The 21636-nt window shown below is 58.7% G+C and carries 17 protein-coding genes; 7 read left to right on the forward strand and 10 right to left on the reverse strand.

Translation table 11 applies throughout. From position 1 onward, the window contains the following. Positions 1 to 477: 477 nt before the first annotated feature. From JOD69_RS12395 to JOD69_RS12425, 7 genes are all read right to left on the reverse strand, one after another. Positions 478 to 696: an antitoxin gene (locus tag JOD69_RS12395; protein WP_245245582.1), complete on the reverse strand. Its 219-nt coding sequence runs from the start codon at positions 694 to 696 to the stop codon at positions 478 to 480. A gap of 84 nt (positions 697 to 780) precedes the next feature. After that, a complete protein-coding gene (locus JOD69_RS12400) occupies positions 781 to 1128 on the reverse strand; it encodes a type II toxin-antitoxin system PemK/MazF family toxin (RefSeq protein ID WP_210023957.1) in 348 nt (115 codons plus the stop codon). Next, a complete protein-coding gene (locus tag JOD69_RS12405) occupies positions 1118 to 1348 on the reverse strand; it encodes an AbrB/MazE/SpoVT family DNA-binding domain-containing protein (protein WP_210023958.1) in 231 nt (76 codons plus the stop codon). Before JOD69_RS12405 ends, JOD69_RS12400 begins: the two co-directional genes overlap by 11 nt. An 884-nt stretch (positions 1349 to 2232) precedes the next feature. After that, a complete protein-coding gene (locus JOD69_RS12410; protein WP_208110016.1) occupies positions 2233 to 2472 on the reverse strand; it encodes a hypothetical protein in 240 nt (79 codons plus the stop codon). Between the two features lie 302 nt (positions 2473 to 2774). Next, positions 2775 to 2927 carry a hypothetical protein gene (locus JOD69_RS12415; RefSeq protein ID WP_210023959.1) on the reverse strand — a complete coding sequence of 51 codons (153 nt, stop codon included), beginning with the start codon at positions 2925 to 2927 and terminating at the stop codon, positions 2775 to 2777. Between the two features lie 98 nt (positions 2928 to 3025). Continuing rightward, positions 3026 to 3349 (reverse strand): hypothetical protein, encoded by a 324-nt coding sequence (locus tag JOD69_RS12420; RefSeq protein WP_210023960.1) that lies wholly within the window; start codon positions 3347 to 3349, stop codon positions 3026 to 3028. A gap of 310 nt (positions 3350 to 3659) precedes the next feature. Continuing rightward, positions 3660 to 4679: an Rpn family recombination-promoting nuclease/putative transposase gene (locus JOD69_RS12425; protein WP_086133383.1), complete on the reverse strand. Its 1020-nt coding sequence runs from the start codon at positions 4677 to 4679 to the stop codon at positions 3660 to 3662. 1022 nt (positions 4680 to 5701) lie between these two features. Here JOD69_RS12425 and JOD69_RS12430 point away from each other — a divergent pair. After that, positions 5702 to 9769: a hypothetical protein gene (locus tag JOD69_RS12430; RefSeq protein WP_210023961.1), complete on the forward strand. Its 4068-nt coding sequence runs from the start codon at positions 5702 to 5704 to the stop codon at positions 9767 to 9769. A gap of 442 nt (positions 9770 to 10211) precedes the next feature. On the opposite strand, the gene JOD69_RS12435 is transcribed toward JOD69_RS12430, so the two are convergent. Continuing rightward, entirely contained in the window at positions 10212 to 11306 is a 1095-nt protein-coding gene (locus JOD69_RS12435) for an alpha/beta hydrolase (protein WP_210023962.1), read from the reverse strand. A 140-nt stretch (positions 11307 to 11446) separates the two neighbouring features. Between JOD69_RS12435 and JOD69_RS12440 the strand changes: the two genes are divergently transcribed. Together JOD69_RS12440 and JOD69_RS12445 are read left to right on the forward strand one after the other, a co-directional pair. Beyond that, complete coding sequence (locus tag JOD69_RS12440; protein WP_210023963.1) at positions 11447 to 13525, forward strand: thioredoxin domain-containing protein; 2079 nt, start codon at positions 11447 to 11449, stop codon at positions 13523 to 13525. A 400-nt stretch (positions 13526 to 13925) separates the two neighbouring features. After that, the gene (locus tag JOD69_RS12445) at positions 13926 to 15140 is read left to right on the forward strand and encodes a phospholipase D-like domain-containing protein (protein WP_210023964.1); all 1215 of its coding nucleotides are present in this window, start codon (positions 13926 to 13928) and stop codon (positions 15138 to 15140) included. A 338-nt stretch (positions 15141 to 15478) separates the two neighbouring features. Here the strand turns inward: JOD69_RS12445 and phaC are convergent, their stop codons facing one another. Both phaC and phaE read right to left on the reverse strand, forming a co-directional pair. After that, complete coding sequence (phaC, locus tag JOD69_RS12450; RefSeq protein WP_077732268.1) at positions 15479 to 16537, reverse strand: class III poly(R)-hydroxyalkanoic acid synthase subunit PhaC; 1059 nt, start codon at positions 16535 to 16537, stop codon at positions 15479 to 15481. Positions 16538 to 16555: 18 nt separating this feature from the next. Beyond that, a complete protein-coding gene (phaE, locus tag JOD69_RS12455; RefSeq protein WP_077732267.1) occupies positions 16556 to 17824 on the reverse strand; it encodes a class III poly(R)-hydroxyalkanoic acid synthase subunit PhaE in 1269 nt (422 codons plus the stop codon). A 386-nt stretch (positions 17825 to 18210) separates the two neighbouring features. Between phaE and JOD69_RS12460 the strand changes: the two genes are divergently transcribed. From JOD69_RS12460 to phaR, 4 genes are all read left to right on the forward strand, one after another. Further along, on the forward strand, positions 18211 to 18759 hold the full coding sequence (locus JOD69_RS12460; RefSeq protein ID WP_077732266.1) for a phasin family protein: 549 nt from the start codon (positions 18211 to 18213) through the stop codon (positions 18757 to 18759). Between the two features lie 116 nt (positions 18760 to 18875). Next, positions 18876 to 20054 (forward strand): acetyl-CoA C-acetyltransferase, encoded by a 1179-nt coding sequence (locus JOD69_RS12465; RefSeq protein WP_086133389.1) that lies wholly within the window; start codon positions 18876 to 18878, stop codon positions 20052 to 20054. 213 nt (positions 20055 to 20267) lie between these two features. Beyond that, positions 20268 to 21014, forward strand: coding sequence for an acetoacetyl-CoA reductase (phbB, locus tag JOD69_RS12470; RefSeq protein ID WP_077732264.1), 747 nt, complete (start codon positions 20268 to 20270; stop codon positions 21012 to 21014). Between the two features lie 21 nt (positions 21015 to 21035). Further along, positions 21036 to 21584: a polyhydroxyalkanoate synthesis repressor PhaR gene (gene phaR / locus JOD69_RS12475; RefSeq protein ID WP_133716061.1), complete on the forward strand. Its 549-nt coding sequence runs from the start codon at positions 21036 to 21038 to the stop codon at positions 21582 to 21584. Positions 21585 to 21636 lie beyond the last annotated feature (52 nt).

Consider the following 21636-nt stretch of genomic DNA (forward strand, 5'->3'; position numbering starts at 1 on the left):
ACCGTGCTGGCCCGCATCGCCGAGCATCCCGTCAATCGAATCGACGAGTTCCTACCCTGGAACCTGGCCGATCAGGTGACGGAACTGACCCAGCCCATCGCGGCTTGACGCCGTCAACACGGTAAGGCTCGGACGCTTACGCTGCAACGGCACGGCGCGGGCGAGCACCTAAAACCTCTGGCGCTGCCGGAAATCGATGTGGATCTCACGGAGGTGCTGGATTGACCGTAGGGTCGGCTGTCTCAAGCGATGTGTTGATGGGCATGCTGGCGCTTCGCCCATCCTACTACTGTCTCAATTTTTTAGGCGGATCGAGGCCGTCAAGTCTTCGTCGGCAAGGGATTGCCGACCTACGATCTTCCTTCTCGACACGAACAGGTAAACCGGGGTGAAAAACGCTCTAATCCAATGCCCGGTTGAGCGAGACGGCGGGCTCGACAAGGCGTCCGGTGACGTATTTGTGAAGTATGCTGGCCATCAGTGTCTGATTGGGATTCCCTCTTCCGCGGCCTTCCCCTGAACGTCTTCGAGATCACGGGACGAGACACGTATATTGACGCGCTTGTCCGTGGCAAGCGAAGCGAAGGTAGTCGATGCATGGCGCGCGATTTCCTCCGTGAGATTGGGCACGGATCGCCACTCTTCCCTTTCGAAGGAAGCCAGAATTTCTTCTTCGAGTTTACTTTCCTGATTCATTTCAGAAGAGTTGAAGGCAGCTCCGCTGTTCCGGCGCCACGATGCTCTTTGGTTCGCTGTTCTGAATAAAAAGTGGGTGTCCCTTTATTTTGCTGTCTGCGGCAGCAGTCGGCGCAACGACTCGACGACCCGGTCGCGATCATGCGGGGCGAGTTTTCCCGCTTTTCGTATAACCAGTCGCTCGTCGAGCGTAAAAAGCTTCATTCGCACCAGGGAGGCCGAGGGCAAACCCGCACTGTCCAAATCGGCAATTTCCACATCCAGCGGCCATTCCGAATTCTTCGCGCTGGTAATCATGGCCATTGCGGCCTGGCCGACTTGCGCATTGAATCCACCTCCATCGGATAACACCAGTGCCGGCCTCCGTTTGGTAGTCGAGCGGTCGGTAAAGGGAAAAGGCACTACCACGACATCAAAAGCCTCAAAGGTCACGATAGGCCTCTTCGTCCGCCTCCGACATCCATTCGCCCAATGTCCCTTCAAGCGCTCGCGCAAAAGCAATATCGACCGGGCTGGCTTTACGCAAACGCACCTCATCCCCGTCAATATCGAACGCAACAATATCCCCCGCGCGCAAGTGCATGACCTTGCGGACGGCTTCCGGAATCGTGGCCTGATACTTGGAAGTCAGTTTGCTGGTTTCAATCCGCATGAATGTAAGCTCCGACGTGCAGTAATACGGTAATACTGGCCCGAAGGGAGGCGGATGTCAAGCTGAGCACGCGGAGTCTCGAAGGCGCATCCCTGTTTCCGGCACCACGATGCTCTTCGCGTCACGGTTCTGGAGGGGTGTCCATTCTTTGTTCGGAGGTGCTTTAAACGCCGTCGTGCTGGCGAGATTCCGCTGGCCAAAAGCCCGCGTTGCTCAGCCATGGATTGAAACCCGTCCCGAGGAACTGTTAGACGCCGTTTTCCATCGATCCCTTGCGTTGAGGAGGTCCAATCGTTATGGAAATCGTCATTCGCGTCTTGCCCGGAGACGATTTCTTTCTGGAACTCTGGTTCGATAAGCGCCACGCCACATCAGCAGTTCTCATTTTGAAGAGTATGGAAAATCAATGACTCGACTAAAGCTCAGAGTGGCGGCCTCCATCGATCAGCACCAATCCGTCATGTCGGCATGACGAGCCAAAACCATGTCAATCTTCTACTAACGCTTGATTATAAATGGAAGTCCAAAATGAGAATTGCCGCCGCCTCTTGCGCGCCTAAGTTTGGCCTATTCCGTTCCTATGGAGGATCGTCATGAATACCAATGCGGAGTCGTTTCCGCGCCGTCACCGGATCACCGTCGAGGACTACCATCGCATGGGCGAAGCCGGCATTTTTTCCGAGGATGACCGGGTGGAGCTCATCTAGGGGGGAATCATAGATATGGCGCCGATTGGTAGCAGGCATGCAAATACCGTAGACGAATTTATTCAACTGATCGCAAGACAATTACCCAAAAATGGACGTCTACGTGTGCAAAACTCCGTATCACTCAACGATGGGAGTGAGCCTCAGCCGGATATCGCAACTGTGGCCAATCGCAAGTTAGTCGGTGCGTGCTTTCCTGGCGACCTGGGCTGAACGACGCGTTGGGCTCGGTGGCGTTTCGACAAGGCGCCCCGTGACGTACTTGTGAAGTACGCTGGCCATCAGTATCTGATAGGGGATTCCTTCTTCCGCGGCCTTTGCTTGAATATCTTCGAGATCACGGGATGAGATGCGTATATTGACGCGCTTGTCCTTGGCAAGCGAAGCGGAAGCTATCGATGCATAGAGGGTTTTCATACCTACTGTGCGGGCACGCTCGAGTAGGTCGGGAATCCCTTCCAATCGCAAACGGTCGCTTTAGTCGCGACCCTTCCAATCGCAAACGGTCATCCGGGGAGCACCCGGACGACCCTTCCAATCGCAAACGGGCCTTTAATCGGCCCCTTCCAATCGCAAACGGCGTCTTCGGGAAGGGCGTGGCCGGCGCTCCCGGCCAGGCCGTTTGCGATTGGAGCGCCGAAGCCGCCCTTCCCGACGGTGCAGTTGGGCCAACGGGTTCGTCGGCAAAGGATTGCCGACCTACGAATGCTTGAATCAATTCACCCGAGCCGAAGGCGCCGACGACGTCCGCCAAGCCTGTTTTGCGATACGAGCGAGATGAAAACGCCCTCCATGAGATTGGGCACGGATCGCCACTCTTCCCTTTCGAAGGAAGCCAGAATCTCTTCTTCGAGTTTGCTTTCTTTATCCATTTCAAATGTCCTCTGTCAGATATTTGCGGGTCGCTTTCTGATGCACGCGTTCTGCCAAGTCGCAACGACTGGGCAGGGGTATCTCCGAGGATGAAGTCTTACTTTCGAGGGTGAATGCTGCAGGTTAATCCGTCGACGGTGGGCGTAATATCGCGGGGTTCCACCGGACGGAGAAAGCCGGGCGAGACAGTCCAACGATGGCCATCGTCGGTCACCACGGTTACGCTTTTCTTATTGTAGCGTACCAGCGTTCCCGTAATACGGCGAAAGTCGTCGGTATCGAAGCAGACGCGGGCGCCGATCGAGAACTTCAGCATGGTGGCGTGCGCCCGCATCTGCTGGAGAAAGCGCAGGCGCTCGACGATCCGGCGGTTGAGGTCGATGAGTTCGGCCTCGGTGAACTGATCAATGTCTATGGTCATGGAGGGTTACGGGATTCGGTGTGAAGCGACGGTTCTGAGGTTTGGGGTTGCCACCACCAGGGTAATCATTCGTCGAGTTGCCGATGAGGCCCGTAGGCAACCGGATCAGGATATCCCTCATATCGGCTCTGCAGAAAATTACGCTTAGGGAAACTCTGGACAAGCTGATGCCGTTGCCGTTGCCGTTGCCGTTGCCGTTCATGGTTCGACAGGCCCACTACAAACGGAATCAACGCTTTACCGTTCGTCCTGAACCCGTCGAAGGACCTGAGCAGAACTTCCTCAAAAATACGGAGCAAAACATGACCGCTCAACGCAAAGCTTCGTCCGGCGTTGTTGCGAACAACACCTGTTCCGACCAGCGCAGCAGGGTATCGCCGTCGGCCTGCTCGATGAGTCGACGATGTTTCTTGCTGAGTGGACCGAATTTGCGGGTCATCAGACGAAGCAACAATTCAGCCTGTCCTTCCTGCCTGCCTTCTTGTCTTCCTTCCTGTCTGCCTTCCTGTCTGCCTTCTTGTCTTCCTTCCTGTCTTCCAATAAACAATCCTTGCTGCCGACCTTGTTCGATGTAACGGTCTATAAAAGTGGGCATATAGTCCTCCAGGTTGGCAATGTCGGTGAGCAATTCGCGAATGTCGTTTTCTTCCAATATTGGATTCGCTTGCACATAGTAGCGCAATACTACTTCCAACATTTCAAGAGTGGTATCTCGATTCAGGATTTCCCGAACTAGGGGAAGAATGCCTGCCAGCGCCTGCTTCGGATTCGGGTCGAAGATGTGCTTGAGAGCGAGGAGCACCAGGCGGCTCAGCACCGCGTCGCGGACTTTCGCCGGTTCCGGCAGGGTAAGGTCGCACAGCTCGTAGTGGAAATCCGGCACATAGAACGCTAAGTCTTCGTCCAGCACGCCGAACAGGGCATGGAAACGGTCCGGTATCTGCCAGCGCTGCTGGCCATGATAAAGCACCAGCGGCACGATAGGCGGCAGATACTCGCCGGGCTTTTGCTTACGGTGCAGCTCCCAAATACGCACTTGATAACGCAGCAATTGGAGGGCCACCCAGGTGTCCGAATGACTTTTGTGCTCTACCAGCAGATAAATCTTGATTTCCCGATTGCGATGGCGGGCGCTGTACAGCAGGTCGGAAAAATGATGACGCAGGGCTTTTTCCACGAAGCTGTCCTTAGCGATGGCGAGACTCGCCCAATCGATGCGGTCCGCAACGGCCGTGGGCAGATAGTTCCGCAAAAAGCCCTCCGCCACGTCGCGACGGGAGAAGGTTTCGCGGAAAAAACGGTCATGTGGATCGGTAAAAGGCTGGGCCATGGGGCGGTATTATAGCGCTCGCGCGGAATGGTGCTCAGACCCCATGCGCGACGCTTTAATCGCGATCCTTCCGAGCCACATTGGTCGCCAAAGGATTGCTGACCTACGGCTGTTTGAACCAGTAACGATCCACCGGCAAAGCCGGTGGCTTTCGACGGCTGACCCTTCGAAGGGGCCTGACCGCCGTCGGATAAAAGCCATCTCGTCACCCCGGCAGGGAAGGGTGGCTTCGGTGCTCCAATCGCAAACGGTCATCCCAGGAGCGCTGGGATGACCCTTCCAATCGCAAACGGTCGCTTTAGTCGCGACCCTTCCAATCGCAAACGGCCTGGCCGGGAGCGCCGGCCACGCCCTTCCCGAAGACACCGTTTGCGATTGGAATGCCGGGGTCCAGACGCTATGGATGGCAGAGGCCTCTCACTTCCTTGTGCACTGGATTCATGCCGCACAGTCCCTGTGCGGCACCCTACGGGCGCTTCGCGTGCAAATCGGCCTCGCCACGCTACGCCGTCCCGCTTCGCTCGCGAGTCCTGGGCAGTCCTTCCCTGGCCTGCCCGCTCGCCGCATTGCGCCTCGCCCTGCCGATTTGTCCGGCACAAATTTGCCAGGAGCAAATTTGGACGTGCGGAGCACGGTCCGTAGGACGAACCCCAGGGATGGGGTGAGCAATCCCTGCCGGAATGACGGCTTAAGGAAGCTCTGATTAAGTCCTTCGACAGGCTCAGGACGAACGGTAAGGTATTGATTCCGCTCATGGTGAGCTTGTCGAACCATAATCGAAATCCACTTACTCAGAGCTTCCTTAACTTAATGGCATTGCGGCAGAGCCGGGGGTTTTCCCGCGATAAATAAGCCCTCACCCAACCATATCCCAACGGGAGAGGGTTCTTTCGGAGCTTTCCCCAACGCACTTCGGTCTTCTTCCTCGATAGACGTGTTTCAGGCGTTACACTACCTTTACAAATCTGATAAATGCAAACTCCGCCCCGCCTTCCTCTTACCAATTTAGATGGAGACCCTTCATGTTTCGTCGATCGGCGCTGTTGCTCCTTCCGCTTCTGCTGTTCACGGTCATCGCCCTAGCCGATCCGCTCCCGGCGGATTCGGTCCCCGACTCTCTCAAACCCTGGACCGACTGGGTCTTGCGCGGCCACGAGAATCGATTTTGCCCACAAGTACAAGGCAACCCGGAGGAACGGCGCTGCATTTGGCCGACGAGTCTCGAATTGGTTTTGGACGATCATGCCGGCCGGTTCGCGTTGAAGGCTCGCGTTTACGCGGAGAGCTGGTTGCCGCTTCCGGGCGGTGTCGAGCATTGGCCGCAACAGGTGGAGGTGGATGGAAAACCGGCCGTTGTCGCAACGGTCGAAAATAGCCCCGGAATCCGCCTCACTCCGGGAGAGCACTCCGTCAAGGGCAGCTTTGTTTGGGACCGCCTGCCGGAAAATCTCGCGGTGCCCACCGACACCGGCATCATTTCTTTGATCGTCAAGGGGCAATCCGTCCCCTTCCCTGCCTTCAACGAACAGGGACAATTGTGGATCTACCGCGAGGCGTCCGACGATACGGGGCCATCGGCGAGAGCCGAGACCGTCGACGTGCAGGTTTACCGGCGGATCATGGACAACACCCCGCTGCGCGTGGTGACGCATATCGATCTTGATGTGTCCGGCAGACAGCGCGAGATCGTTCTCTATGGGGCTCTTCCGCCCGATTCGATTCCCTTGCAGGTTTCATCTCCCCTGCCCGCCCGTCTTGAGCCAGACGGCAAGCTGCGTTTGCAGCTTCGTCCGGGGCACTGGACCGTTCAACTCGCCGCCCGCTTTCCGGGGCCGGTCGAGTCGCTTCGGCGGCCTCTAAGCGGCGAGCCCTGGCCTGCGGAAGAAATCTGGGTTTTCGACGCTCGGCCGCAATTGCGCGTGGTCGAAATCGAGGGCGTTCCCGCCATCGATCCGCGCCAAACCAATCTTCCGGATGAATGGAAGTCGCTTCCTGCCTACCGGATGGAATCCGGCGCCACGATGAATCTTAAGCTCATCCGGCGCGGCGATCCGGAACCGGAACCCGACAGCCTTACCTTGCAGCGGCGCATCTGGCTGGATTTCGATGGAGGCGGCTATACGGTGAACGATCTCGTCGGCGGGCGCATGACCCGAGATTGGCGGCTGAACGTTCGGCCGGGCGTCGATCTGGGACGTGTCGCCATCGACGGGGAGCCACAATCGATCACGCGCGAGGACGACACCGGCGCGGTCGGCGTCGAGGTCCGGCGCGGGGCGGTCGATCTTTCCGCCGACAGCCGGATCGACGGAATCCGAACGCTCTCGGCGACCGGCTGGAACAAGGATTTCCGAAGCGTGAGTGCCGAACTCAATCTTCCTCCTGGATGGCGTTTATTCGCCGCGACCGGCGTGGATCACGCACCGGGCACCTGGGTCGCGGAATGGACGCTGCTCGATCTGTTCGTGGTGCTTATCACGGCCATGGCGGTAGCGCGATTGTGGTCCTGGCCGTATGCCGCCTTTACGTTGGTTGCCCTGGCGCTCCTCTGGCACGAGCCGGGCGCGCCGCGTTACGTCTGGCTCAACATTCTGGCGGCGGCGGCCTTGCTGATGGTTTTGCCGGAAGGAAAGATCGCTTCGGCCGTTCGTATTTACCGGAATCTGGCCGTGCTGGCGCTGATTCTGATTGCCATCCCATTCATGGTCGATCAGGCCCGATTCGCGCTTTATCCGCAACTGGAACAGCCCTGGATCGCGATGCCGTCGACGACCGCCCCTTCCGAGTTTCGAAGACAGGCGGAAGAGCCCGTGGAAGCGCCGCAAACCATGGAGTCGTATGCACCCCGGTCGAAGCTGTATAAGCGAGGCGCGCCTCCGGCTGCTCCGTCCGCGGCGGATTTAGGCGGCAGAGCTTTCAAGGAGACCGATCCCAATGCGATCACCCAAACTGGTCCTGGTCTCCCGGAATGGCAGTGGAAATCGATTCCGCTCGGCTGGAGCGGTCCCGTTCTCCGCGATCAGGAAATCGGCCTGGTGCTGCTCTCACCGGCGGTCAATTTGCTGCTGAACTTTCTGCGTATTGCGGTGTTGATCGCGTTGGCCGTGCTGTTTCTGGGCGGACGGCCACGTTTTCGTCCCTTTGCCCCTCATGCGGCCATGCCGCTGTTATTGCTTCCCTTGCTCTTGTTCATACCGGATGCCAAGGCGGATTTTCCCGATCCGGCTTTGCTGGAGGAACTGAAGACGCGCCTGCTCGCACCTCCGGATTGCCTGCCGCAATGCGCCGAGATCCCGCTGCTCAAAATCGAAGCCAAGGGCTCGCAGTTGCGGCAAACCCTGGAAGTCCACGCTCAGGAACTGATCGCCCTGCCCTTGCCGGTAAACGCCGCACAGTGGACGCCCTCGAAAGTCGAGGTCGACAACGTGCCGGCGGAGGGTTTGTTCCGCAACCGGGATGGCGCGCTCTGGCTGGCCCTGATGCCGGGCCGTCATGTCGTCACGCTTTCCGGAATCTTGCCCTCGCGCGATCAGATGCAAATCCCTCTGCCGCTCAAGCCCCGGCGAGCCGAGGCTTCGGGCGAAGGCTGGCGGATCGAAGGCATTCGCGAAAACGGCGTTCCCGACGTTCAATTGCAGCTCGTGCGGGTCTCGAACGGCGACCGGCCCGCGGAGGCACTGCCGGCGCTGGAATCCCGGCCTTTGCCGCCGTTTTTGGAGGTCGAGCGCACGCTCAAGATCGGCTTGGACTGGCGCGTGGTCACGGTGGTGCGCCGCGCTTCGCCGCTGGATCGTCCGGTGGTCGTCGGCATTCCGCTCATCGAGGGAGAGTCGGTCGTCACGCCGGGACTGCAAGTCGACGACGGCAAGGTAATGGTCAATCTATTGCCGGGTCAGCATGCAACCAGCTGGGAATCGGTTCTGGCGAAAAGGCCCGCTATCGGTCTAAAGGCTCCGGATACCACCGAGTGGATCGAGATCTGGCGCGCGGACATCAGCCCGATCTGGCACATGCGCCCCGAAGGACTCGTGGTCATCCATCATCAGGACGCGGAAGGCAACTGGCTGCCGGAATGGCGTCCCTGGCCCGGCGAATCCGTTACGCTTCACTTGACTAGGCCTCAAGGTGTACCCGGCAATACGCTGACCATGGACCGCAGCCGGTTGGAATTGAATCCAGGGCTGCATGCCACGGACGCCACCCTGACGCTTAGCCTGCGAAGCTCGCAGGGCGGGCAGCATACGGTAAAACTTCCCGAGAATGCCGAACTTCAATCCGTGACCATCGACGGCGCGATGCAGCCGGTCCGGCAGCAAGAACGGCTGGTTTCGCTGCCGATTCATCCGGGCGAACAGACCGCGACTCTGGTGTGGCGCGACGGAACCGGGATTCGTAGCCGTCTGGTCTCCCCCGAAATCGATCTCGGCGCCCCCAGTGTGAACAGCGCGATTACCTTTTCGCTGGGACAGGACCGTTGGGTGCTGCTGACGGGCGGCCCGCGCTTCGGTCCGGCGGTGTTGTTCTGGGGCGTGCTCATCGTGATCCTATTGCTTTCGGTGGCATTGGGAAAACTGCCGTTGACGCCGGTCAAGGCTTGGCAATGGTTTCTGCTGTTGATCGGCCTCAGCCAGATTCCGGTGGTCGGCGGCATCGTCGTGGCCGGCTGGCTGCTGGCCTTGGGATGGCGGGCGAGCGCCGGACAAAAACTGGACGATACCCGATTCAACCTGCTCCAAGTCGCACTCGCCGTTCTGACCTTGGCCGCCCTCTCTCTTTTGCTGGAGGCGGTTCGGCATGGACTGCTGGGACTGCCCGACATGCAAATCGCCGGCAACGGCTCCGGTCCGTACGAGTTGAACTGGTATCAGGACCGCAGCGGCCCGGCGCTTCCCCGTCCCTGGATCGTGTCGGCGCCCCTCTGGGTGTATCGCATGCTGATGCTGGCCTGGGCCTTGTGGCTGGCCTATACGCTGCTGGATTGGTTGCGCTGGGGATGGAATTGCTATGCCTCGGGAGGCTTATGGCGCCCGCGGAAAAAGAAGGAAAAAGCCGAGCCGGCGAAGCTGGGGGAACCGGGACAGCCTGGTTGATACAGCTATTTGCCTATGGTTCCGAGTTGCCGGGAACGGGGCTGAAACCTTAGAGCGTTTTTCACCGCCATATAGCGGCGTGGAATTGGTCTGATTCGTAGGTTGGCAATCCTTTGCGGACCATCTTGTCGGGAAAGGATTCCCGACCTACTTCGAACGGTTACGCTGGGTCCTAAACTCCTGTTTGGGACCCCATATCTTGAAGCTAGAGCTTCTGAGGTAGGGCTCCGCAGCGAGAGCTTGGGAGCCAGGAAAGACCGGGGTTTCGTAGGGTGGGTTAGGCGCACTCCGGCGTCGACCGGCCGTGGATCACGGCGCTTCGCGTGCGCCGTAACCCACCGGAGCAACGTTCGATGGCCTTGCCGCTTCGCTTTGGTGGGTTACGGTGCGCGCCTGACTCGCCGAGCGACACGCGGATGGATGGACGCGCACCTAACCCACCCTACGATCGGCAGGCAGGTTTCGGGACGTCCGTCTTAGCGGACGCATTACGAACCTTCTTCACCATGCCATTGCCCCCGCGGACAGTTGGCAACCCCGCCCGGCCCCTTTCGGTCATAGTGTCCACCGCCAGCCAGAAACGCTTCAGGATCGCGTTTCTTTCCATCATGATTTCGTGGCGTGCTCCTTTCAATAGCTGCAGCCGTCCGTTCGGCAGTCGGCGCGCGAAGCGTTTGGCCGCGTCGGCATCGACGATCCGGTCGTCGTCGCCGATCAGGATGGTCACCGGCACGTCGATGGACTCGGGGATTCCGCGAGCATTGAGCTTGGCGATCGAGGCGAATGCCGAACGTACCCAGCGATACGTCGCGCCGCGGCGCTCCAGCAGCGGATTGGATTTGACGAGTTCCGGCAAAACCCGGAAGCGTTCGGGATCGCTGGTCAGGGCATTGCCTTCAAACCGCCGCAATGACGGGAGATGATGCCGTTCCCCGGGGGCCTGTAAGTCCGCGAATCCCATGCCGGCGACGGCGCCGACCAGTATGGGCGCGAACCAGCGCGGCCAGCCCTTGGTTTTGAGGTCGATCATGGGCGCGCAAAGCAGTGCGCCGTCGACTTTCAAGCGCCGTTCGGCCATGAACCGCAAGGCGACATGCCCGCCGGTGGAATGGGCGATGACATATCGGTTGGCTTCCGGAACGCACCACACTTCCCGGATGAACAAGGCGATGTCTTCCAGATAATCGTCGAAGGATGTCACGTCGACTTTTTTCCGACCTTTCGAGAAGCGGTCCGACATCCCCTGTCCGTGCCAGTCGAACGAATAAACATAAAGGCCCCTGGCGGTAAGGCCTTCGACGATTTCGCGATATTTCTCCAGACATTCGGCACGGCCCTGAAGCAGCAGCACGGATCCCCGTTTCAACGCATGGGCGGGGCGAGCGATACCGTAGCGGATGGTCGCTCCCTCGGCCGTCCGCAAATTCCCGACGAAGTCGAATGGCGTGGCGAACGGAAACGTACGCGTTGATCGCTTCGCCGGATGGGCAACGAATAAAGGTGGCTCTCCGTAGGAAGGAAATGATGTCGTGGCCACGATGATTCTTCCGCTGTTCGAGTGTCAAACTAGTGTTAAGGTAAAAGCCTGCCACAAGCCTGAATGACGGACCGGTGGCAACCGTCCCTATAAATGAAAATTAACCCGCCGTACCCCGGCGCCAGAAAAGGTGCAGTCTCATGGACTCCATTCACAGAAACCGTCTGAGTTCCGAAACCAGTCCCTATTTGCTGCAACATGCCGACAATCCGGTCGACTGGTACCCTTGGGGCGACGAGGCGCTCGAAAAAGCCCGCAAGGAAGACAAACCGATCTTGCTGTCCATCGGGTATTCGGCCTGCCACTGGTGCCACGTGATGGCTCATGAATCGTTCGAGGACGAGGCGACCGCGGCGGTGATGAACGAGCTGTTCGTCAACATCAAGGTGGATCGCGAGGAACGGCCGGATTTGGACAAGATCTATCAGCTAGCGCATCAAATTATCGCCCGCCGTCCCGGCGGCTGGCCGCTGACCATGTTTCTCAATCCGCACAATCAGTTACCGTTCTTCGGCGGCACCTATTTCCCGAATACCGCTCGCTATCAGTTACCGGCATTCCGTTCCTTGCTGGCCCAGGTTGCCGAATACTATCGCCGACACAAACAAGATCTCGAGGACCACGGCAAGTCTTTTGCCGACATCCTGCAATCCATTAGACAAGCAGAAGGCTCGGAAGCTCCGGATGCCGGTGTCCTTATCCGGGCGGAGCGCGAGTTGGAAGCCAATTTCGACAGCGTCAACGGCGGATTCGGCGATGCGCCGAAGTTTCCCCAATTGTCCAATCTCGAATTTCTGCTGCGTTTATGGGGCCAGAACCCGAACGAGCATGCATCCGCTCTTCGCATGGTGACGACGACGCTTACCAAGATGGCGGAAGGCGGGATTTACGATCACATCGGCGGCGGGTTCGCCCGCTATTCGGTAGACACCGCTTGGGAAATTCCCCATTTCGAGAAAATGCTGTACGACAACGGCGTTTTTTTGTCTCTGTATGCCGAGGCTTGGCGAGCGACCCAAGATCCTTTGTTCCGGAAGGTCTCGGAGGAGACGGCGGAATGGGCCGTACGGGAGATGCAATCGCCTGAAGGCGGTTTCTATTCGAGTCTGGACGCGGATTCCGAGGGTGAGGAAGGCAAGTATTACGTTTGGAATCGGGCGGAAATAAAAGACCTTCTTTCGTCCGAGGAATATGCGGTCGTGGAGCTCCATTACGGTCTGGATCGAAGCCCCAATTTCGAGGGCCATTGGCATCTGCACGTGGAAACGCCGCTTCGGGAGGTGGCCGCCCGTTTGGGCATCGATCAGGCGGAAGCCGAACGCCGACTGGCATCCGCGCGCGCTACCCTATTCCAGGCTCGCGAAAAGCGGATCACGCCGGGACGCGACGATAAGGTGCTGACGGCCTGGAACGGCTTGATGATCAAGGGACTGGCTTCCGCCGGCCGGTTGCTGGAGCGGAAGGATTGGATCGACGCGGCGGACCGGGCCTTCGAGTTTTTGCGCCGGGAGCTATGTGTCGAGGAAAGCCGGCTGCTGGCGACTTACAAGGATGGCAGAGCCCATTTGAATGGGTATTTGGACGACTACGCGTTTCTGCTCGACGCCGGTCTGGAACTCCTGCAATGCGAGTGGCGAACGGAGCGCCTCGATTGGCTCTCGAAGCTGGCCGACCAGCTTCTCGCCCGTTTCGAAGACCGGGAACAAGGCGGATTTTTCTTCACCTCGGACGATCACGAAGAACTGATCCAGCGGCCGAAAACGCTCATGGACGAATCGATGCCTTCGGGTAACGGCGTTGCTGCGCTGACCTTGCTGCGCCTCGGCCATCTGGTGGGCGAGTACCGCTACACCGAAGCCGCGGAACGTACGCTGCGGGCTGCCATGCCGTCGGTGCGCCAATATCCCCATGCCCACGGTGCCTTGCTGAATGCCATGCTGGATTGGCTATATCCGCCGCAATTCATCGTGCTGCGAGGAAGGCCGGAAGCTTTTCGGCCTTGGATCGATGCGGTCCGTGATACGCCGGCTGCCGGCGCGCAGCGCCTGGCGTTCGCGATACCCGCCGAGGAAAAGTCCTTGTCCGGCACTTTGGCCGAACGCAAGGCGGAGACGGGGGAAATCGCTTATGTGTGTTCGGGCATGACATGCCTCGCACCGATCCGCGCCTTGCCGGAGTTCATAGATTTTCTGAGAACGCCTATCGGGGCGACGTTATAGAGCGGGCTGGGTCTAATCGGATATGGTTGTTTGCTGGTGGACAAGTATTGCGTAGGTCGGCAATCCCTTGCCGACGGAGCCGCATGTCGGGAAGCTGCGTCGGGAAAGGATTCCCGACCTACCTCGCTGGTGGACAAGTATTGCGTAGGTCGGCAACCCTTTGCCGACGGAGCCGCATGTCGGGAAGCTGCGTCGGGAAAGGATTCCCGACCTACCTCGCGGTGCCGGTTCGTAGGTCGGCAATCCCTTGCCGACGGAGGCGCATGTCGGGACGCTGCGTCGGGAAAGGATTCCCGACCTACCTCGGGCGCTACGCCAAACCGGAAAATGCTCTAGCACGCCCTTGCGTGGACCCAGCACCAAACTTATCGGGAGTGTGTCATAAGCACGTTTTCGTCAAGTGAAGAAAATTAGGAGCAACCCCCATACCGTTTCATCGATAGCCGAGCTCAAGCCGGGGTCCTCCGCTGTCTATCGGCCCGATGCCGAGACGGAATCGCCGGTGGAGGAGCGGCTTTACGTTCGAGGGGATGAATTTTTCATCGATCTGGTGCGCGACATCAACGCGGCCGTCCGCGAGGTTCAGCTCGAGACCTATATTTTCGAACTGGACGCCGTCGGGCGCGCCTTCATTGCCGCGATGAGCCATGCCCATCAGCGGGGTGTCAGAGTCCGCTTCCTGGTGGATGGCGTGGGACTGCCGCTTGCCGGAGGCCGCTTGCTCGCCGCGCTCGAGGAGTCGGGATTTCCGTTCCGGATATTCCATCCGATTCCGTGGTTTTTCCGTCATTGGCGGCACATGGCGGGTGGCCGGGCGGTGCCGCCGCAATTCTTGCAGCTATTGACCCGGCTCAACAACCGCAATCACCGGAAGGTCTGCACAATAGATCGAAGGATCGCCTGGATCGGCAGTTTCAATGTCTCCGCGCTACATCTTCCGGTCGCGCACGGCGGAGAAGAATGGAGGGACACGGCGGTTCGCATCGAGAACATCGACACCCGGCCGCTCGAACAGGCGTTCCGGCGCGCATGGAATCCTTGGCGCTGGCATCCTCTCCGACATCGAACGTCACTGCGGTCTCCCTTCCGTCTGAACGACACCCGGCGCCAGCGCCGCGCACGCACGAGGGAGCTCCTGCGGCGGATCGGCCGAAGCAAGCGGCGAATCTGGATCACCAACGCGTATTTCGTTCCGGACGAGCGTCTTCTGCACGAGATTAACCGAGCCGCGAAGCGAGGGGTCGACGTTCGCATCATTCTCCCGTCGATATCCGACATCTTTTTCATGCCATGGACCTCGGCGACGTTCTACGGCAGTCTGCTGGATCACGGGGTGAAAATTTACGAGTATCAGCCGGGCGTTCTGCACGCCAAGACCATCATTATCGACGAGTGGATGACGGTGGGTTCGAGCAACATGAATTCGCGGAGTCTACGGCACGATCTGGAAGTCGATTACGTGCTGCGTCAAGCCGGTACGAAGGCGGCCCTGGCGTCTGCGTTTCTAAGGGATTTGAAGCACTCCAAGGACGTATCGCCCGAGGCTTACCCGAACCGGCCGTTATGGCAGCGCTTTCTGGCGCATTTGGTTCTGTTCGCGAAGTATTGGATTTGAAAGGGCAGTCGTCGGCAAAGGATTGCCGACCTACGTCTGCGCCGCCAAGTAGGTCGGGAATCCTTTCCCGACGCAGCGTCCCGACATGCGGCTCCGTCGGCAAGGGATTGCCGACCTACGAACCGGCTACAACTGGGCCGCCCTGTAGGTCGGCAATCCTTTCCCGACGCAACAGGTTCGTCGGCAAGGGACTGCCGACCTATATCTACACCTGTAGGGTGCAGCGGGTGGACGAACCGCACCGATCACGACCGGCGAGATTCCTTGTCGCCGAAAATTGGTCGGCGCGTTCCGCGCACTTCCCGGAGCCGGGCTTACACGCTACCGCAGCAAGCGCCTCATTCCTCAGAACGTACCTTAAGCCATTCGGCGATCGCCGGCGGGATGTCCTTCTGCGAGCGGCTGCTGACGTAGATCCCGATATGGCCGCCCTTGAAAACGATCGTGCCGTAATCCTTGGTGCCGACGTATTTCTCCAAAGGAATGGAAGCCGACGGCGGAACGAGATGGTCTTCGGTGGCGTAGACATTCAGCACCGGCATCTTGATCTGCTTGAGATCGATGGTCCGCCCGCCGATTTTCAAGGTTCCCTTGATCAACCGGTTTTCCTGATAGAAGCATTTGATGAACTGCCGGAACAGTTCGCCGGGCTGATCCGGACTATCGAAAATCCACTTCTCCATGCGCAGGAAATTCTTGAGGCGGTCCTCGTCCTCCAGAATGTCTGCCATATCCACGTATTTCTGGCCGGTCAGCCGGAACGGCTTCAAGGACAGGAAGCTCCAGTTGAGCAGCTCGCCGGGAATATTCCCCAGGGTATCGACCATGAGGTCCACATCGAGATCGCGATACCAGTGGCTCAATGTGTTGTCCGGCGTGTGGAAGTCGACCGGGGTCACCATGGTGATCAAATTGCGCACCCTTTCGGGGTGCAGGGCCGTATAGCACAGGCTCAGGGTGCCGCCTTGGCAGATCCCGAGCACGTTGATGCTGGGCAGGTCGTGCTGTTTGCAGACGAAATCGACACACCGGCGTATGTACCGGTTGACGTAGTCCTCCAGGTCGAGAAACCGGTCGGCTCCATCGGGATAACCCCAATCGATCAGGTAAACGTCGACGCCTTGATCGAGCAACCCGCGGATGATGGAACGGTCTTCCTGAAGATCCGTCATGTAAGGACGGTTCACCAAGGCATAAACGATCAGCAGCGGAACGGTCGAGACTTGTTCCCGCCGCGGGCGATAACGGTAAAGAACGAGTTTGTCCTCCCGGTAAACCGGATCCTTGGGGCTCGCTTCCACGTCGACTCGGCCGATCTTGCTGAGCGTGGTCATCCCGTTCGCGATTCGGCGGTTGAATTCAAAAAGCTCTTGAGTAATCTGTTCCGGGCGTAGCATCGCTCGCTCCTCGATAACTTAGGTAGATGTCTTGGCCCTCGTTCTGCGTGGCGCGCTGGGTGTTTCGCTCTTTTCGCCTCGCGCTTGCCCGCGCAGGTTTTCCAACTCGCGCTGCAAGGCCGAAACTTCGGCCCGAAGCTCCAGTACGCCGGATTCCTCCAGCGTCTGTTCCAACTGCCAAACCCGCCGCTGCAACTGATGAACGCGGCGGTGACTGGTGTCCAGCTCGCGGCGCGTCGGCATGTTGAATGCGCTGAGGGTCTCCTCGACCATCTTCTGTTCCTGGCGTTTTACGGCAAAGACAGCGTTGGTCAACAGGGTTTGAGCCTGGGTGAATTCATCCGAAGTCGATATATCGGTGTAGGCCTGTTCGCTACAGTCGATCCACAAGTTGTAAAGGGCGCGCAGACTGTCGAACGATTCTCTTTTTTGGGCTTTTTCGTAAAGCTCGTTGGCGAACAGATCGATGGCTTTCGCCGTTATTCCCGAAAGGGACAGAGCATACGCCTGGAGAGCCTGATAATAATCGAGCCATAGCAAGCCCCAGCGTTGCAGCTCTTCCTGCCATTCGCGGGTATAGCCGATGGTCGGCATCGACAGGAGGCCAACCATGCCCTGGTGCAAGGTTTCCGGGCCGTATGGGGAGCCGAATCCGCGTACCGCCTTCTCCATGTCGCCCGGCAAGATCGAGAACGCCGAGCAGACGCGGCGCCAGTTGTCCAAAGGCATGCCCCAGAAGGTGGCGAACCCGGACCAGGGATCCTTGGCGGCCCGAAGCTGCTCCCCGAATTGTTCGTGCATCTGCCTGACGCTGCGGCTGAGCGCATCCCACTGGCTTTCCGCGCCTTGAGCGGCCCCGTAGCTGTTGGAAAGAATCTTCCACAATCCCTCTCCCATGCGGAAATAGGCTTTATTGGCGTCCAGCAGCTTTCCGATCGATTCGCGGGAGTGTCCCGGTATCAGGGGCATCCAAAAGGTGCCCCATAGATCGAAAAGGCGTGACCACGAGTCGGCTGGCGCTTTCTCATCCGTCGCCCCGGGTTTGGATTCGAAGGTTTGCCGCGAAAGTTCGAGCCAGAGATCCCAGCTCTTCCGTTGCGTAGCGATCCAGAAATCGCCCCAGTCGAACGGACCGGGTCCAGCTTCCGGGCCTGCTCCCTCGGAAACCGCTCGAGGTTCTTCGATCGCCTTACGGGAAAGATCGGACCACGACTCCCAGTACTTGCGTTGCGTGTCTAGCCAGAGACGAGCCCAGGCATCCACTGGGGAGGAAGATTGATCAGTCATTCGAGTCTCCGTTGGTCGGATTTGTTACGGCATGACGCCGTGTCGATACTATACCAGATCAATGTTGCGACGCAGCATTGTAAACCGGAGGTGAACCGCTTGTTTCCTCGCGGCGAAGACGTGATCGAAGCGTTTCGTTTTCGATACGCATAAAAACATCTGGTCTGTCGTTTGCCAGTACGAAAATCGTCATTCAAAGACATCCGACCTGTGTTTTGCAGGCACGGTTCCCGAATCGGATCACTATTACTTTTTACACATCAATGCTCTTGCTGAATGTAAGTATTCCGGCCTATTGATCGGCTTGTCCCGCTCCGGTATGGTGCAGTGCACCACTGATACTGCCGGATTCCCAGCGTGTTTAAACCCTTGTTAAGGAGCTTGTGATGAACACTCGTCAAATGTGCGATCAATGGTTCGAGATCAACCGCGCGGCGTTCGATCCGTTGATGCGTTGGAACGAAATCGCCCTTCAGGCGGCCGAAAGGATGGCCGGTAATCGGCAAGTTTACGATCAATGGTTCGAGATGAACCGTATAGCGGTCGACCCGTTCATGCGGTGGAACGAGATTGCGTTACAGGCCGTCGAGAAAGTCGCCAAATGCAATTTGGCCATGGCTCAGGACTATTTGGAGATGGGAACGCGCCAGGCGCAATTGAATTGCGAAACGAGAGATCCCGACAAATGGAAGGACGGGGAACGGAAACTGATTTCCGAATTCGGTCAAAAGATCGCGGACCACGCAGGAGACTATCTGCGAGTGGCGAAGGAAACCCAGGACGCATTCAACGAGTGGGCCAATCAGACGGCGAAAGAAACCGCGGAGAGAGCGGCGCGCGCGGCCGAAACCACCGCGCGGGCCGGCGGCGAGACTGCCAAAGCCGCGGCCGGCGCCGAAGGGCAACAGGCACCGCGAGGAGCTCAGAAAGGATGAGTTACGGTTTGGATTGAGCGCATTTCCATCAGACCGTAAGGCGACGGGCCGGTTGTCCGCCCTCCGACACCGGCCCTTTCCTATTTCAAAATTCAGTCTCAACAAGAGGTCAATCAATGCAAGATGTAGTAATCGTAGGCGCCGTGCGTACGGCGATCGGTAAATTCGGCGGCACTCTCGCCAATATTCCGGCCGTACATCTCGGAGCCAAGCTCGTCCTGGATCTGCTTTCCAAAACCGGCCTCGAGCCGCAGCAGATCGACGAAGTCATCATGGGACAGGTGCTCACCGCCGGTACCGGGCAAAATTCGGCCCGACAAACGGCGATCAAGGCCAATCTTCCGGTCGAAGTGTCGGCCACCACGATCAACAAAGTATGCGGGAGCGGCCTCAAGGCGGTACAACTGGCCGTGCAGTCGATCCAGTGCGGGGACTCGGAAATCGTGATTGCGGGCGGTCAGGAGAACATGAGCGCGGCCCCTCACCTGCTGCCCAATTCGCGCAACGGAGTCAAAATGGGCGACTGGACGCTCATCGACAGCATGATCGTGGACGGGCTTTGGGATGCCTTCCACGACTGCCACATGGGCTGCACCGCGGAAAATATCGTCGATCAGTACGGAATATCCCGGGAAGAACAGGATGCTTTCGCCGCCGCCTCCCAGCAAAAGACGGAAGCCGCGCAAAAGGCGGGGAAATTCCGGGACGAGATCGTGCCGATCGAAGTTCCGCAGCCCAAAGGTCCGGCCATCGTGTTCGATACCGATGAATTTCCGCGTGCGGGCACCACCGCCGAAGCGCTGGCAAAGCTGAAACCCGCCTTTCGGCCGAACGGTACCGTCACGCCGGGCAACTCGTCCGGTATCAACGACGGGGCGGCTGCGGTGCTGGTGATGTCCGCGCATATGGCCGAGCGATACGGTTTGAAGCCTTTGGCCCGTATCGCGGCCTTCGGCACCGCGGGTGTCGAGCCGGCGATCATGGGAACCGGTCCGATTTCGGCGACGCGGCGTTGTCTCAACCGGGCCGGATGGACCATCGATGATCTCGATTTGATCGAAGCGAACGAAGCTTTCGCGGCCCAGGCGATCGCGGTCAACCGCGAACTTGGATGGGATACCGACAAGCTCAACGTCAACGGCGGCGCCATAGCGCTCGGGCACCCGATCGGCGCGTCCGGCGCGAGGATTCTGGTCACCCTGTTGCACGAAATGCGCCGCCGCGACGTACACAAAGGCGCCGCCACGCTTTGCATCGGCGGAGGTCAGGGCATCGCCGTCGCCGTGGAGCGGTAGACGGAGATTGGAGGTCGATAAGCCATATCGGCTTTGTCAGGATTTGTACAACTGCTGGGAGAAGCCGGACCTGAGCACATTTGTCGGCAAGGGATTGCCGACCTACGATTTTCATAATTTGTAGGCCGGGGCAAGGGGGCAGCCGATCCCGGCATTTCCGAATGGTTCGGTCCGGCCCGGCCCAGCTTTATACCTAGCACGGAGGATTTTCTCATGAATGGACGAGTGGCCGTCGTAACCGGGGGAACCGGAACTATCGGCACCGAAATATGCAGGCACCTGGCCGCGATGCCTAGCCGCGTCGTTGCCCTTTGCCGTCCGCGGGCGCTAGACTGTATCACCGACGCGTGGGAAGCGGCGCGCAAGAGCGAAGGCTACGAGATGCACGCCATGGAATGCGATGTCACGGATTTCGGGCACACCACTGCCGTGTTCGAAGACATCGCGCGCAAGTACGGCGGGGTAGACGTTCTCGTCAATGCCGCAGGCGTCACAAGCGACGCAACCTTGCGCAGAATGACGCCCGAGCAGTGGCATACGGTGCTCCGTACCAATCTCGACGGCGTGTTCAACACCACGCGCTGCATCATCGAAGGAATGCAGGATCGCGGCTTCGGCCGCATCATCAACATCTCCTCGGTGAACGGCCAAAAGGGCCAGTTCGGCCAGGCGAACTATGCCGCCAGCAAGGCCGGAATTCACGGGTTCACGATGTCCGTCGCTCGCGAAGTCGCGAAAAAGGGAGTTACCGTAAACACGGTATCGCCGGGTTATATCGAATCGCCGATGATCATGAGCGTCCCGGAAGAGCATCGCGCTAAAATCCTGGCGGAAATCCCGGTCGGCCGGTTCGGTCGGCCCTCGGAAGTCGCCCGGCTGATAAGCTTTTTGGCGGGTGATGAGGCTGGATTCATCACGGGAGCCGATTTCTCGATCAACGGCGGCCAACATATGGGGTAGGCCGCATGACAACCCCGGAATATGAGCAACGCATACAACGAACGCATCATCAAGAAATATCCCAACCGGCGCCTATACGACACGGCCATCAGTAAATACGTTACGTTTGGGGACATCCGTGGACTCGTAAGAGACGCTATCAAGTTCCGGGTGGTGGACGCGAAAACCGACGAGGACATCACCCGGAGCACTCTCTTGCAGCTGATCCTGGAAGAAGAGGAAAAAGGCCAGCCGATCTTCACCACCGAGATTCTGGAACAGATCATCCGGACCTACGGCAATGCGATGCAAGGCTTCATGACGGCCTATCTCAAGGAAAGCATGGATGTCTTTCTAAAGCAGCAAAAGCTGATGCAGGCCCAGATGGCAAATCTGATCAAGAACGCTCCCTTGTCCGTGTTTACGGAGTTGACCCGGCAGAACCTGAAGCTTTGGCAAACAATGCAGGACGGCTTTTTCTCGGCATACGGACTTGATAAAGCGAGCGGGACTAACGATGGAAAGGACGAAGAAAAGAAACGCCCTTACCCTCTTCCAGAGGGAGAGGGGACTAAAGGCGATTCGGCGTAAGTCCTTTACGGTATGGCTCGTGGCAATGCGCGCCTAACCCACCCTACAGCGG

The organism is Methylocaldum sp. RMAD-M (genome assembly GCF_017832375.1).
Taxonomy (GTDB): domain Bacteria; phylum Pseudomonadota; class Gammaproteobacteria; order Methylococcales; family Methylococcaceae; genus Methylocaldum.